Annotated in this window: 11 protein-coding genes; 8 read left to right on the top strand and 3 right to left on the bottom strand. The window is 64.7% G+C overall.

Translation table 11 applies throughout. The features are described 5' to 3' along the window. Window positions 1–13 precede the first annotated feature (13 nt). Window positions 14–1,189: an ROK family protein gene (locus tag AC4D14_RS09580; protein WP_490901793.1), complete on the top strand. Its 1,176-nt coding sequence runs from the start codon at window positions 14–16 to the stop codon at window positions 1,187–1,189. Between the two features lie 150 nt (window positions 1,190–1,339). Here the strand turns inward: AC4D14_RS09580 and AC4D14_RS09575 are convergent, their stop codons facing one another. Next, complete coding sequence (locus tag AC4D14_RS09575) at window positions 1,340–2,074, bottom strand: glutamine amidotransferase (RefSeq protein WP_490901791.1); 735 nt, start codon at window positions 2,072–2,074, stop codon at window positions 1,340–1,342. A gap of 124 nt (window positions 2,075–2,198) precedes the next feature. Between AC4D14_RS09575 and AC4D14_RS09570 the strand changes: the two genes are divergently transcribed. Beyond that, complete coding sequence (locus tag AC4D14_RS09570; RefSeq protein ID WP_490901789.1) at window positions 2,199–2,687, top strand: carboxymuconolactone decarboxylase family protein; 489 nt, start codon at window positions 2,199–2,201, stop codon at window positions 2,685–2,687. A gap of 111 nt (window positions 2,688–2,798) precedes the next feature. Further along, window positions 2,799–4,025, top strand: coding sequence for a helix-turn-helix domain-containing protein (locus AC4D14_RS09565; protein WP_490901787.1), 1,227 nt, complete (start codon window positions 2,799–2,801; stop codon window positions 4,023–4,025). A gap of 60 nt (window positions 4,026–4,085) precedes the next feature. Here the strand turns inward: AC4D14_RS09565 and AC4D14_RS09560 are convergent, their stop codons facing one another. Further along, window positions 4,086–5,993, bottom strand: coding sequence for a glycoside hydrolase family 2 TIM barrel-domain containing protein (locus AC4D14_RS09560; protein WP_490901785.1), 1,908 nt, complete (start codon window positions 5,991–5,993; stop codon window positions 4,086–4,088). A gap of 205 nt (window positions 5,994–6,198) precedes the next feature. Further along, complete coding sequence (locus tag AC4D14_RS09555) at window positions 6,199–7,221, bottom strand: LacI family DNA-binding transcriptional regulator (protein ID WP_490901783.1); 1,023 nt, start codon at window positions 7,219–7,221, stop codon at window positions 6,199–6,201. Between the two features lie 188 nt (window positions 7,222–7,409). On the opposite strand from AC4D14_RS09555, the gene AC4D14_RS09550 reads away from it, so the two are divergent. The 5 genes from AC4D14_RS09550 to AC4D14_RS09530 all read left to right on the top strand — a co-directional run bounded on the left by AC4D14_RS09550 (window position 7,410) and on the right by AC4D14_RS09530 (window position 14,198). Beyond that, window positions 7,410–8,729 (top strand): ABC transporter substrate-binding protein, encoded by a 1,320-nt coding sequence (locus AC4D14_RS09550; protein ID WP_490901782.1) that lies wholly within the window; start codon window positions 7,410–7,412, stop codon window positions 8,727–8,729. 6 nt (window positions 8,730–8,735) lie between these two features. Beyond that, window positions 8,736–9,716 (top strand): carbohydrate ABC transporter permease, encoded by a 981-nt coding sequence (locus AC4D14_RS09545; protein ID WP_490901780.1) that lies wholly within the window; start codon window positions 8,736–8,738, stop codon window positions 9,714–9,716. Then, window positions 9,713–10,621 (top strand): carbohydrate ABC transporter permease, encoded by a 909-nt coding sequence (locus AC4D14_RS09540; RefSeq protein WP_490901778.1) that lies wholly within the window; start codon window positions 9,713–9,715, stop codon window positions 10,619–10,621. Before AC4D14_RS09545 ends, AC4D14_RS09540 begins: the two co-directional genes overlap by 4 nt. Before the next feature lie 147 nt (window positions 10,622–10,768). Continuing rightward, the gene (locus AC4D14_RS09535; protein WP_490901776.1) at window positions 10,769–11,689 is read left to right on the top strand and encodes an aldose 1-epimerase family protein; all 921 of its coding nucleotides are present in this window, start codon (window positions 10,769–10,771) and stop codon (window positions 11,687–11,689) included. Window positions 11,690–11,804: 115 nt separating this feature from the next. After that, window positions 11,805–14,198, top strand: coding sequence for an FdhF/YdeP family oxidoreductase (locus AC4D14_RS09530; protein ID WP_490901774.1), 2,394 nt, complete (start codon window positions 11,805–11,807; stop codon window positions 14,196–14,198). Window positions 14,199–14,311 lie beyond the last annotated feature (113 nt).

The following is a 14,311-nucleotide window of genomic DNA, read 5'->3' as shown; positions in this document are numbered from 1 at the left end:
GCGAAAGGACAGAATGACAGCGGAGAGAATTCCCGCGGGACGAGGCGGCGCAACCTCCCACGGCCATCTGCTTGAACTCATCCGCTCGACCGGTGGGCTCTCCCGCCAGCAGCTCCTTGCCGCCACAGGCATGTCCCGCGCCACCCTTTACGAGCGCCTCGACGTCCTGCTGCGCCGAAAGTTCGTCTATGAGGCCGAATCCCTCGGGGCGACCGGTGGCCGCCGCTCACGGAAGATCCGGTTTGACGACCGGGGCCGGGCCATCCTCACGATGGCGCTGGGACAGACCCACGCCACGGTGAGCGTGACCGACACCGAGGGACGCCAACTGTGCACACGAACCGTCAGCCACCGCATCAGCGACCCCTCAACCGTCGTCCTCCCGCCCCTGATCGCGATCGGCAAGGACCTCCTCTCCCGGTGTGAAGCGGAAATCCTCACCGGCGTTGGAGTGAGCCTGCCCTCCCCTGTCGCTGCCGACACGGGATACGTCATGCACCCCACCACCATCCCCGGATGGCCGCGGGATGCGGTGGTAGCGGCCGTCTCCGATGCCTGGCCGGTACCCTTCATTGTCGAGAACGACGCGCGAGCGGCTGCGCTGGGCGAAAGCAGGACCGACGCCGAAACGGTTGTGTACGTGAAGGTTGCGACAGGCATCGGCTGCGGAATCGTTGTTGACGGTTCAATCCTCCGCGGAGCCCATGGCGCTGCGGGCGACATCGGCCACATCCGCGTCGCCTCCGACGGCCCGGTCTGCAGCTGTGGCCGCCACGGATGCCTCGCGACATTCAGTTCGGGGCGGTCGCTTGTCGCTGCGCTGAAGGTTCACGGTCTCACGACTCTCGACGAAGTGAGCGCCGCCGGTCGGGCCGGTGATCCCCGGACAACGCAGGCACTCGAGGTTGCATCCGAAGTGCTGGGCCGCGCCCTCGCGACAACTGTTGCGACGATCAACCCGGATCGCCTCGTCCTCGGCGGGAGCATCGGGGTCCTTCCCGCCGTCGTTGACGCGGTGCGCCGCCGGGTCCTTGAGGACGTCGTCGAACGTATCGGCGAAGGCCTCGCCGTCGACGCCGGATTCTCAGGAGACGAGGCTGCTACCCGGGGGCTGACCACGCTCGTGATGCGCAAGGTTTTCGCACCCGATGCCGTGGACGGGCTCCTGCTCGACTACTCGCCTGCCTGATTCACTTCTGCGGCCGACCCTGTCCGTCCATCCCGCACCAGCCAACGAGGGCAGCCGGTCAGGATCCGCCGCACAGGACGAGCCGGACAGGGCCCGGCAGCGTACGCCGGGCAGCCACACCAGTCTGCGCTGACTCGCCGCCGGACGCGGTCAGTTCACCGCGTAACGGCGCACGAAATTGCGCAGGATGCGCGCCGGCTGGTTCACCCGGGCCTGCCGCGCCCGTTCCATGTAGTCATGGGCCTCTTCGGGCGGGAAATATCCGGCGTTGCGGTAGATGTGGATGCGCTGCACCAATGCCTCGTTGTCGAGTTCGGGGTGGAACTGCGTCGCGTAAAGATTCTGCTTAATTCTGAACATCTGCACCGGGCAGTCCGGCGACGAAGCCAGCGCCACTGCGCCGTCTGGAAGCGTGGCACAGGCCTCCTTGTGGCCGACAAAGGCCATGAACTCTTCCGGCATCCCCTCCAGCAGGGGGTCCCCGGATCCCGCCTCGTTGACGGTGATCGTCGTTGCGCCAACCGGCTCTCCGAAGGTGCGGTCGATCACCGCCCCCTGATGGCGCCCCAGAGTTCCCACGCCGTAGCAAGCCCCGAGGAACGGGAAGTCGGATTCGACAACCTCATCGAGCAGGACGCCGATCTCCCGCTCCACCCGCCGCTGCACATCGGACTTCTGCTCCTCCGGGTCTGAGGAATTGAACGGGCTTCCGCCAACGAAGATGCCTGAGTATCTGGACAGGTCAATAGCCGGAAGCGGCGCTTCCTCGACCCGAACCCGATGAAGCTCGCTCCGCTCAAGACCCCCGAAACGCAGGAATCCCTCATACTCACCTTCGGCAGCGGCGTCGTCGGCCCGCGTGGCCAGCAATAGAAACGGTTTCACCCTCAGATGGTACTGCGGTGCTGCCCTCGCGTGCGGCGGGATGAAAATCCGTACGTCAGGCGCTGACATACTGGTACCCATCACGGAAACACCGTTGACCCAAACATCCCGGAGCAGATCCCTTGTGAATTCCGCAACACCGAACCTCAGGCGTCACTCCGTCTTCCTGGACAAGGAGGATCCCGCGCTATTCAAAGCGCTCAATGCTGTTGCGCTAAGGGCCCGGGAATCCGCCGAGGCGGCGGGCATCAGCCGGGAACTGACGGAACTGGTGAATATCCGGGTTTCCCAAATCAACGGATGCGCCTACTGCCTCCAGCGCCACACGGAGGCCGCACTTGAAGCGGGCGCGACTCGACAGCGCGTGGCCGTACTTTCGGCATGGCGGGACACGGAGCTCTTCACCGCCAGGGAGCGCTCCGCACTGGCCGTTGCCGAGGCTGTCACGGAACTGCCCGGATCAGTCGAACGCGACAGGGAATTCGCCGAGGCCCGTCGCAATTTGAGCGACGCAGAATTCTCGGCGCTCAGCTGGATTGCAATAACAATCGGAGCCTTCAACCGCGTTTCAATGGTCAGCAAACATCCCGTCCGTCCACCGGCGACCCCATAAAGTTCCATTTCCAAAAACCCTGTACAACCGTGTCGCATGCTTGGCAAGTCTGCGGATCAATAGACTGTCACGGTCAAGAACCTTGACAAGTTGCCAGCAGGAAGTTGAACAGTGAATTTTGGGGACCAGCTAAAAAGCGCGCGCATTGCAAAGGGATTAACCCAAAGCGACTTGGGGGGATCGCGGTATTCCCCGAGTTATATTTCGTTGCTTGAGCGGGGCCACCGCCGTCCCACGTCCGCAATGGCACTCCATTTCGCAGCCACACTTGAGCGCGACGCCGACGAAGTCCTTGGCTGGATGGGCCCGGAACCGGTCGATGACAGCGGGGCCCTCGCCGCGGCAATGATGCACGCTCACAATGCGTGGGACATCAAGGACTACGAGCTCGCAGCCTCCGAAGCCGAGTACGCGGCAAGTCTTGCCCGCGAGCAGCAGAACACCGCGGCCTGGTGGCAACTTTCCAACATGCAGGCCGAGGCGTATGTTCTGCTGCGCCGCATGAACGACGCCGAAGCAGTCTTCAGGGACCTCCTTGCCCAGCCGATCAGCAATGAGTGGCCTGAACTGCGAGCCACGGCGCTTGGCGGGATATCGGTGGTCAAACGCAATGCGGGGGACCTTGAGGAGTCGGTCGCCCTTGCCCGCCTTGCTGTTGATGAATCGGCATCGCTTCCCGAACACTCGGTGACCAAGATGAAATGCTGGTTCATCCTCATCGCCGCGCTTTCGGTCAAGGGAGACATGGATGAAGCCTGGGAGGAGGCCGCGTCCTTCACCGCCCTGGACAGCGTCCCCGAGGTTCCCTCCCCGATGATCGGGCGCGCGGGTTGGGTCATCGGTAACATCGCGTTCCGCCGGGGCGACGTGGAGACCGGTCTCGCCCAGCACGCGATCGCCGCCAAACACCTCTGGCCCCAGACCGATGTCCACCTCTGGGCCCACTTCAACCGGGCAAGTGCCAGTGCCCGCCTGATCGCAGGGATCGCGGACGCCGCGGTCGAGCAGTGCCTCGCGAATGCCGAGCTCGGTTTCCGCATCACGAGCAGCCCGCAGGAACAGGCCGAACTCCTGCTGGCCCAGGCCCACTTCCACACCCTCCGTGGGAGCTTCAGCAAGGTCCTGCCGCTCCTGAAACAGATCCAGGAACAGGATGAGGAACTTGAGTTTGAAGCAGTCGGGCTGATGGAACGCCTCTGGGCGAAATACCATGTGAGCACCGATGACCTGCCCCAGGCCCGGCAGCACTTCCTGCAGGCCGCCAAGCACTATTCCGATGCCGGGAACTCGGAGACCGCCTCCGAAATCCTCAGCGAGCTGCTCGAAGTCAGCCCCTGACCGCTTGGCAATCAGGTGCCAAGGAGGCCTCCGCCGGCGAATGCCGGCGGAGGCCCGCCCCTAGGACCGGGGTGCTTCGGCAGCGGGACCGGCCTGCTGCTGCGGGATCAGCCACTCCGGCTCGGGCATCGCGTCATCGCGGGGCTCATCAAGGCGCCCCGTCACCATCTCCCGGATCGCAGCGATCGGCAGCTTGGGCTTCCGGTTCTCGTCGGTGAGCCCGTTTGCCTCCTGCATTGTGTCGGTCAGCTGCGTGTAGCAGAAGCCGGCGAGCACCGGGCTTGCGTGGAGTGCGGAAAACAGTCCCCCGACGCGCTCGGCGAAGATCTCCGGTGACTCAGTTGTTGAGTAGCCCCAGGTCTCGATCGTGCTGTTCGGGGCGTAGGTGACTCCACCGAATTCGGAGACCATCACCGGTTTGCCCGTGCCGCCGGTGGGCAGGACCATCAGGCGCCGTCCGGCCGGGCCCACGCCGTCGAGAAGTGCCTGGACTGCGGCGGCGTCCTTGTAGTTCGCCGCGAGACCGTCATGGGTGGTCGTGTAGTCGTGGATCGTCAGGAGGTCCGAGTCCGTGTGCTCCCAGCCGTCGTTCGAAACGACCGTGCGGGTGGGGTCGAGGGCCTTGGTCAGGTGGTAGAGCGCCTGCACGAAGTGCTGCTGGGCCGGTTCGTGGGAAACGTGCTGCACGCCCCAGCTCTCGTTGACCGGAACCCAGGTGACGATGCTCGGGTGGGAGCGGTCGCGCTCGACAACGCTCATCCATTCGCGTGCGACGCGCTGGACGGCGGTCGTTGAGAACTCGAAGGTGCTTCCCATCTCGCCCCAGATCAGCAGGCCGAGCCGATCGGCCCAGTAGAGGAAGCGCGGGTCCTCGACCTTTTCGTGGAGGCGGGCCGAGTTGAAGCCCAGGTCCTTGATGAGCTGAACCTCGTCGCGGATGGCCTGCGAATCGGGCGCAGTGAACAGCGAATCGGCCCAGAATCCCTGCTCGAGAACCGAGCGGACATAGTAGGGCCGGTCATTGAGCAGGAAGCGGCCACCGGCCTCACCCACGCTGCGCAGGCCAAGGTAGGACCAGATCTCGTCAAGGAGGTCACCGTTCTCATCCCTGAGAACAACCCGGGCGTCGATCAGCCGAGGGTGTTCGGGTGACCACAGCAGCGACTCGTACGCCTGGCCGTTGCTCTGGTGCGCGAGGAAGCTTGACACGGCGAAGCGGGGCTGGTCGGTTGAAAGCTGCTGGGAACCGAGCGGTCGTCCCCGGTAGCTGAGCTCGACCTGGACGCTGACCTGCCCGCGGGGGCGTTCGGAGAGCTCGACGTCGAGCTGCACCGAGCCTGCCGGCACATTCGACTGCCAGGACAGGGAGCGTACGTAGGTTTCCGGGACGGTCTCGAGCCACACCCGCTGCCAGATGCCCGTCGACCGGTGGTACCAGATGACGTGGGGGTCTTCGAGCCAGTCCTGTTTGCCGCGGGGCTGGGAGACATCGTGGGGGTCATCCTCGGCCCGGACGACGAGGGCGAGCTCCCTGCCCGTCCTCGCGTGGGCGGTGATGTCGAAGGAGAAGGGGGTCTGGCCGCCCTCGTGGGTGCCCAGAAGCTGCCCGTCCAGCCAGACCGACGCGCGGTAATCAACAGCGCCGAAGTGCACGAGCACGCGGCCGCCGTCCCCTGTCCAGCCGCTTGCGGCGAGGTCCTCCGCCGTCAGGGTCCGCTTGTACCAGACGACGGGGTGGTAGCCGGTGTCTCCGATGCCCGAGCGTGAGGCCTCGGGAGGGAAGGGCACGATGATCGACCGGGAGAAGTCCGTTTCACCGCAGAACCAGCCTTCCTTCCGGCCCCGATCCGAGTCGTCGTGCTCGAAGCCCCACTCGCCCGAGAGGTCGTGCCAGGAACTGCGGACCAGCTGTGGCCTCGGGTAGTCGCCGTCTTGGGTGCTCGCGCTGAAGGGGATCGAGTTAGGCATGGCGCAATCTTTTACCAAATTTTCAACGCTGTAAAGTTGAGGATCAGATCGCAGCGGACGGTCGGCCTTTCGAAGCCAAGCGGCCCGGCAGGACGACGCGCGGACCGGTCTGGGCCGGCAAGGGGGGAATATTACCCAACACGCGAATGGGGCCGGACAGGACGGGCGCGGACCGGCCAGGCCCGCCCGCCTGGGCTTCGGGCGCCTAGCGCCCGGCGGCTACGGCGGGCGCGCTCTCGCGGATTGTCAGTGAGTGCGGAACGATCCGGTGCCTGCCGATGCCCCGGAACCCATCGATCCGCTCGATCAACAGCTCAAGCGCGGTTTCCGCCAGTCCGCATTTGTCGGGAGCCACCGACGTGAGGCTTGGCGTGGTGTAGCGGCCGATCGCCGTGTCGTCCCAACCAAGCACGGCAATGTCGCCCGGTACGTCGACTGCCGCGTCACTACAGGCACGGAGGGCCCCTGCTGCGAACTTGTCGTCGCGGCACACCACTCCATCGATCGCGATCCCGCGCTCCAGCGCCTCCCGCAGCGCAGCGCTGCTGGCTTCCGGCGAGAAGTCGGGAACCGACAGCACCAGATCCGGGTCGAGCTCCATTCCCGCCTCGATGAGTCCCTGCTGGTACCCGAGCAGCCGCTTATCCGTTGAATATGTGATGTCGCCGGCAACCACCCCGAGGAAGGCGATCCTCCGCCGTCCCTGGCGGTAAAGGTGGTCCACAGCGCCTGCAGCGGCGCCGACGTTGTCGATCATGACATGGTCCGTCGTCACCGGCATGTTTGCCTCCCCCAGCAGGACCAGTGGCGTGTCGTGATGAAGTTTCGCGATCGCCAATGCCCCCATGCGTACGGGGTGGAAGATGATTCCATCAACCAGTCCGGCTTCGCGGTCCTCGAGGACGGCGTGCTCGGCATCGAGGTTGCCGAGGGTTTGTTCGATGATCACGCGGTATCCCCGGCGTGAGGCTTCCTCGGCGATCGAACGGGACAGCTCCGAGAAGTAGGGTTGATCGATCTCCGGGATGGCCAGGGCGATCATTCCCGTCTTTCCGGTGACGAGCCGGCGCGCCGTCAGGTTGGGGCGGTACCCGAGTTCGTCGATCGCCGCCTGGACACGGCTGCGGAGTTCGGGGGCGACATGGGGATAGTCGTGGACCACATTCGATACGGTTTTGGTTGAGACGTTTGCGAATTCGGCCACATCGGCAAGGCGCACGCGCTTCATTGGACTCCCCTCTTCCGACTCAATAATCCTAGTTGAGACGTCCGCCGCTTCCGACCATTCGGTAGACAGACCAGTTTACAGCGCTGTATCTTGATCGGACGCCTAGGAGCCGCGGCGGTTGGTTGCGGCGCAAGGAGTTACTGGGGAGCGCACCGAGCGCCGACCGATGTTTTTCACCGAGGAGGACGATGATGACCTATCCCAAGCGGTTCATTCGCAACCGCATTTCCGCAGTCACCGCCATCGGCGTGACCGCCGTTCTGGCCCTGAGTGCCTGCGGCGGCTCGGGCCCCCAGCAGGGAGCGGGTGCTGCCTTCACCGGTGAGTACACCGGCCCCGCGGTCGAGCTCGACTACTGGAACGGCTTCACCGGCGGCGACGGCGCATTCATGGAAAAGATGGTCGACGAGTTCAATGCCGAACACGAGAACATCAAGGTCACACCGAACACAATGAAGTGGGAGGACCTTTACCAGCGCCTCCCAGCGGCCGTCACAGCGGGCGAAGGCCCCGACGTCGGGGTCATGCACCTCGAGCAGCTTTCAACGAACGCCGCACGCAACGTGATCGTTCCCGTCGACGACCTCGTGGAGAGCCTTGAACTCACCGGTGACGACTTCACCGAAGAGGTCTGGAACGCAGGTGTCTACAAGGAAGCCCGTTACGGCGTGCCCCTGGACGTCCACTCGCTCGCCATGTACTACAACACCGAGCATTTCGAAAAAGCCGGAATCAAGGAAGCGCCGACCGACGCCGCATCCTTCGAGGCGGCGCTGGACAAGCTCAAGGCAGCCGGGTACGACAACCCGTTCTGGATGCCCGCACGGTGGCCGGCCCACCTGATGAACCTCTCGCTCCTGTGGCAGAACGGCGGCGAGCCCTACGATCCCGAAAACGCGAAGGCCACCTTCGATTCCCAGGCGGGCGTCGACGCACTGAGCTGGCAGACATCGATGATCGAGGAAGGCTACAGCCCCTCCAAGGTCGCCCTCGATTCCCAGTACGTTGCCTTCAAGAACGGCAAGACCTCGATCACGTGGGACGGCATCTGGCAGCTCAACGACCTCGAAGCGGCCGGCGTACCCTACGCCGCCGCACCGATCCCGACCATCGGCAAGACCGATGCCGTTTGGGCGAGCGCGCACAACTTCTTCCTCCCCCGCCAGGCCAAGCCGGACCAGAACAAGGCCGACGCCGCCAAGGTCTTCATCGCCTGGATGAGCGAGCACTCCGACACCTGGGCAGGATCGGGAATGATCCCCGCTCGTGAGTCGGTGCGTGCCAGCGGCGTCCTCGACGGAATGCCGCAGGAGGCAATCGCCGAGAAGGTCGACTCGATGAGGTTCCTCCCCTCCGCTCCCGGCCTGGGAACGGTACAGGCCGAAACCCTCGAAGTTGCAGTGAACAACGCCGTCCTGGGCGAGCAGAAGCCCAAGGAAGCGCTGACCGAGGCTGCGAAGAAAGCATCAGCTTTGATGAAGGAAAACCAAGCCTCGTTTGGAAAATGATCGACAATGACACCTAAACCGCAGCTGGGCGCCCTCTCACCGAAGAGGGCGCCCGGTGGCCGGCCGGCCACCATCGAGACAAGCCCCAACAAACCCGTCGCGAAGCAGGCTCCAGCCACCCCATGGCTGTTCCTTGCCCCCTATCTCCTGCTCTTCATCGGGTTCGTGCTCCTGCCGATCGTTTTCGGTCTGTGGATCAGCCTCCACGCCTGGGATTACACCCTCCCGCTCAAGCCTTTCGTTGGGCTGGCCAACTACGCCGCCCTCTTCGATCCGAACTCGGTCCACTTCGCCTCCTTCTGGAGCTCGATGCGCGCCACCGGAATCTTCACGGTCTTCAGCGTTCCACTGCTCCTGACCATCCCGCTCGCCGTCGCCCTGCTGATGGCCAAGAAGTTCCCCGGACGCAACTTCTTCCGCGCAGTGTATTTCGCGCCGTATGTCCTTGGCGTCGCGGTGATTTCGGTCCTGTGGCGGTACCTGCTCGACAACAACATCGGCCTCGTGAACTACTACCTTGGCGTGATCGGCCTGCCCGACGACATCGCATGGACGACGTCGACCCCGGCGGCCTGGGTTGCCCTTGTCGGCGTCACGGTGTGGTGGACCCTCGGCTTCAACGCCGTCATCTACCTCGCCGCCCTCCAGGACATTCCTGCCGAACTTTACGAAGCCGCACAGGTCGACGGCGCCAGCAAGTGGGGACAGTTCGTCAACGTCACCCTTCCGGGCCTGCGCCCCGTGCTGTCCTTCATCACGATCGTCACGTTGATCGCGTCGGTCAACATGTTTGGGCAGTCCTACCTGATCACCCTCGGCGGTCCGGGCCGCGAAACACGCACCGCCATCTACCAGATCGCCGAAACCGGCCTGCGCAACTTCCAGATGGGCAACGCGGCGGCGATGAGCTACGTGCTCACGCTGTTCCTGATGCTGCTGAGCCTGATCGTCTTCTGGCTCTTCCGTGAAAAGAAGGACGCGAAATGACCCAGCTCACCGAACCCGGAACCGGCACCGAAACCGAAACCCCGGCGCGGCGCCCGAACGTCCGGACCAAGTCCCCCGCTGACCGCCGCAGGGGAATCCTCCGCCTCGTGTTCCTCAGCGTGGTTGCGCTGGTGTTCATCAGCCCGCTCATCTTCATGATCATGACGTCGTTCAAGACCCGCGAAGATGCAACCGGCATCCCTCCGAGCTGGATTCCCAGCCCGTTCACCCTCCAGGCGTACGAGGCGATCCTCGCGCCCGGCAGCAGCACCCCGGTGCTGCGCTGGTTCGTCAACAGCATGATCGCGGCGCTGCTCCACTCGGTCCTCGTCGTCGTCACTGCCTCCCTGGCGGCGTACCCCCTCGCGCGGATGAACTTCCGCGGCAAGAACATCGTTTTCGGCGTGATTGTCGCAACCCTGCTCGTGCCGCCGGTCATCCTCGTGATCCCCAACTACCTGATCGTCAGCGACCTCGGTTGGCTCAACTCGTTGGTCTCGATCGTCGTTCCTACGGCGGCCTCGGCGTTTGGCGTGTTCTTCATGCGCCAGTTCTTCGGGGCGCTCCCCGAGGACCTCGAAGAGGCCGCGCGCCTCGACGGCGCCAACCGCTTCGAGATGTTCACCAAGATCATCCTGCCGCTGGCGAAGCCGGCAATGGCCACACTGGCCCTGCTGGCGTTCCTCACCAACTGGAACGATTTCCTCTGGCCGGTCTATGTGCTCTTCAGCCCGGAAGTGCAGACGCTCCCTGCCGGGCTTTCGACGCTCCAGTCCGCCAACGCCGTGCGGTACGACCTGCTGATGGCCGGGGCAGTGATGGCCAGCGTCCCGGTTCTTGCCCTGTTCGTGTTCCTGCAACGGTTCATCATCGAAGGGGTTTCCCGCTCCGGTGTGAAGGGCTGACGGAAAGGGCTGATGGAAAGGGCTGAATCCGTTCCACGGGTTCCACCCGGCAGCCCCAAGCGCACTCCCCGACAGCTCCCCCCGACACGTTCGTCGAGGGGAGCTGTCCCCATTTCCGGCCCGCAGCCGGTTACCCTGAAAAGGCCTATGGAAAACCTCAATATCCTCCCCCAGTCCGGCCGCCAGCACGCCCTCCGCCACGGCAGCTATACGGCAATGATCGCCAGCACCGGTGCCACGCTGCGTACCCTGCGCTTTGACGGGCGCGACCTCGTGCTTCCCTTCGCAGCCGAAGAGGTCCGGCCCTACTTCCGCGGCGCGCTCCTGGCCCCGTGGCCCAACCGCGTTGTGGACGGCACTTACACCTTCGACGGCGTCGATCACACCCTGAGCATCTCCGAGCCACAACGCGGCCATGCCCTCCACGGGCTGGTGGCCTGGCAGGACTGGACGTTGGAGAACTCGACCGAGTCCGCGGTGCGCCTCCGCACCGACCTTGCGCCGAGCGTCGGCTACCCCTTCCGCCTCGCACTCAGCGTTGACTACTGGCTCGATGACGCCGGACTTCACACGACGGTGACCGCCAGCAACACCGGGGCCTCCCCCGCTCCGTACGGGACAGCACCGCACCCATACCTCCTCGGCGGCGAGGGCGTTGTTGACGACTGGCTGCTCTCCCTTCCGGCCGATCGGTTCCTGGCTGTCACCGAAGACCGCCTCATTCCCACAACCCTCACCCCGGTCAACCCGGAATTCGACTTCCGGACCCCACGCATTGTCGGTTCGACGTTCATCGACCACGCCTTCACCGGCCTTGCCTACGACGACGGGCGGGTCACGGTGAGCGTCACCGGCACCGACGGCCGCGGTGCCGCAGTGACCTTCGGCGAGGACTGCCAGTGGGTCCAGATACACACCGCCGACCAGCCCGACCCGGCAATTTCACGGCTCGGGATGGCCGTTGAACCGATGACCTGCCCGCCCGATGCGTTCAACTCGGAGACGGACCTCATTGTGCTTCAGCCCGGGGATTCGCATTCGGCGCGGTGGACGATCCACGCGGTGTAAACCCGAACAAAGAAAGTATTGCGGCGCCCCCTTCCGCCTGCTAGTCCTGAAGGACGAGGTCAGTGCAGCAGGGAGCCCGGCAGCAGCGTAGATGCCGGAAGAAGGGAAGTGCACGATGGTCCGCAGCAACCCCAAGGTCAACGAGCCCGACGAAAAGAACGTCGAGGTCAAGGATCACCCAAAGGACTGGGCGGCGGGGATACCCGGGGTTTATTATTCGATGAAGCCCGCCCTCGAACACATGGGCGTCGACCGGACACGGAAGACCCTGCTGGCGATGAACCAGAAGGACGGCTTCGACTGCCCGAGCTGCGCCTGGCCCGACCCGAACCACCGCAAGGCCTTCGAGTTCTGCGAGAACGGGGCGAAGGCGGTCACCTGGGAAGCCACACCCGTCGTGATCTCCTCCGATTTCTGGGCAGAGCATTCGGTCAGCGAGCTTCTCGGGATGACTGAGTACTGGCTCGGCATGCAGGGAAGGCTCATCGAGCCGGTCTATAAGGCCGCCGGCGACGACCATTACCGGCCCGTCAGCTGGGACGCAGCCTTCTCGATCGTGGCCGACAAGCTGAAGAGCCTGGACTCGCCCCACGAGGCGGCGTTCTACACGAGCGGGCGCACCTCAAACGAGGCGGCCTTCCTGTACCAGCTGTTCGCCCGCGCCTACGGCACGAACAACCTTCCCGATTGCTCGAACATGTGCCACGAGTCCTCGGGCTGGGGCATGGGCCAGACGATCGGGATCGGCAAGGCGACAATCACGTACGACGATTTCGCGCGCTCGGACCTCATCATCATTCTCGGCCAGAACCCGGGAACCAACCACCCGCGCATGCTCACGGCCCTCGAGGAAGCGAAGGAGTTCGGGGCGGAGATCGTGGCAGTCAACCCGCTGCCCGAGGCGGGGCTGCGCCGCTACAAGAACCCGCAACGGGTCAAGGGGATCGTCGGCCGGGGAACCGAGATTGCCGACCAGTTCCTGCAGATCCGGCTGGGCGGAGACATGGCCCTGCTGCAGGCGGTGTCGAAGCGGGTGCTCGACGCCGAGGCGAAGAACCCCGGCAAGGTCCTTGACCATGAGTTCCTGGCGAAGCACTGCGAGGGCCTCGAGGACCTGAGGGAGCACCTGTCCCAACTCGACGAGGATGCGGTCCGCGAAGCGACGGGGCTCCGCAGCGAGGAAATCGACGAACTCGCTGCCCGGTACCTGAGGGCGGAGCGGGTGATCATCACCTGGGCCATGGGCATCACCCAGCAGAAGAAGGCAGTGCCCACCATCAAGGAGATCATCAACCTGCTCCTGCTGCGGGGCAACATCGGGAAGCCGGGCGCCGGGGCCTCCCCAATCCGCGGCCACAGCAATGTCCAGGGCGACCGCACGATGGGTATCTGGGAGCAGATGCCTCCGGCCTTCCTCGACTCCCTCGGCGAAGAATTCGGATTCGATCCTCCCCGTGATCACGGAGTGGATGCCGTTGACAGCATCCGCCAGATGCGCGACGGCCGGATCAAGGTCCTCGTTGCCCTCGGCGGAAACCTGGTATCGGCGATTTCCGACACCACCGTGGCCGAAGCGGCGATGCGCAACCTCGACCTTTCGGTGCAGATCTCGACGAAGCTCAACCGCTCCCACCTGATCACGGGTGAGGAGGCGCTGATCCTCCCGACGATGGGAAGGACCGAAATCGACGTGCAGGAGACAGGGCACCAGTTCGTCTCCGTCGAAGACACGGTCTGCGCGGTCCACCCCTCCTGGGGGACGGTGGAACCCGTCTCGCCGAACCTGCTCTCCGAGCCGGCGATCATCAGCCGGCTGGGCCACGCGGTGCTCGGTGACAAGATCAACGCCGACTGGGCCGGGTTCGAGAAGAACTACGACCTCATCCGCGAGCACATCTCGCACGTCGTCGAGGGCTGCGACAACTACAACGAGCGGATCCGGCAGGACGGGGGCTTCGTGCTGCCCAACGGGCCACGCGATTCGCGGACCTTCCGCACCCCCACGGGAAAGGCGGTGCTGACGGTCAACGACCTCGAACCGATCGAACGCCCACCAGGGACGCTGATCCTCCAGACCATACGCTCCCACGACCAGTGGAACACGACGATCTACGGGCACAACGACCGCTACCGTGGCATCAAGAAGGGCCGGCACGTTGTGTTCGTCAGCCCCGAAGACCTCGCGGAACTCGGTTTCGAGGACGGCCAGTACGTTGACGTCCATGGTGCGTACCAGGACGGAACCGAGCGGGTGCTGCGGAACTTCCGCCTGGTTTCCTACCCCACCGCACGGGGGTGCGCCGCGTCCTACTATCCGGAGGCGAACGTGCTTGTACCCCTCGATGCGGTGGCTGAGGGAAGCAACACCCCGACGTCGAAGTCGGTGCTGATCCGGCTTGAGGCAACAGCGGCCCCCAACGGCGATGCGGTCGCTGCCGGGTCCGCTGCCGCCGACTCAAACGGGGCGGGGCAGGCGTCGCCGTCGCCGTCGAAGCCGGTGCCTGCCTGAGGAGCGCCAGGCTGATGGGGAATCCGGAAAACTCGTGTAGCCGGACTGTCGATCGGGAGCCGCCGAGATCGTTCATGTAGTGTCCGTCGGCCCGACGGACACTACATGAACAA

Source organism: Arthrobacter sp. TJ-254 (assembly GCF_058269175.1).
The sequence above is the reverse complement of the archived record's forward strand: the minus strand, read 5'-3'. Positions and strand labels throughout refer to the sequence as shown.

Bases quoted from the DNA above. Each gene is read 5' to 3' on its own strand.
- AC4D14_RS09540 (WP_490901778.1), top strand. From the start codon at position 9,713: ATGACCCAGCTCACCGAACCCGGAACCGGCACCGAAACCGAAACCCCG.
- AC4D14_RS09555 (WP_490901783.1), bottom strand. From the start codon at position 7,221: ATGAAGCGCGTGCGCCTTGCCGATGTGGCCGAATTCGCAAACGTCTCA.
- AC4D14_RS09530 (WP_490901774.1), top strand. From the start codon at position 11,805: ATGGTCCGCAGCAACCCCAAGGTCAACGAGCCCGACGAAAAGAACGTC.
- AC4D14_RS09550 (WP_490901782.1), top strand. From the start codon at position 7,410: ATGATGACCTATCCCAAGCGGTTCATTCGCAACCGCATTTCCGCAGTC.
- AC4D14_RS09560 (WP_490901785.1), bottom strand. From the start codon at position 5,993: ATGCCTAACTCGATCCCCTTCAGCGCGAGCACCCAAGACGGCGACTAC.
- AC4D14_RS09535 (WP_490901776.1), top strand. From the start codon at position 10,769: ATGGAAAACCTCAATATCCTCCCCCAGTCCGGCCGCCAGCACGCCCTC.
- AC4D14_RS09580 (WP_490901793.1), top strand. From the start codon at position 14: ATGACAGCGGAGAGAATTCCCGCGGGACGAGGCGGCGCAACCTCCCAC.
- AC4D14_RS09545 (WP_490901780.1), top strand. From the start codon at position 8,736: ATGACACCTAAACCGCAGCTGGGCGCCCTCTCACCGAAGAGGGCGCCC.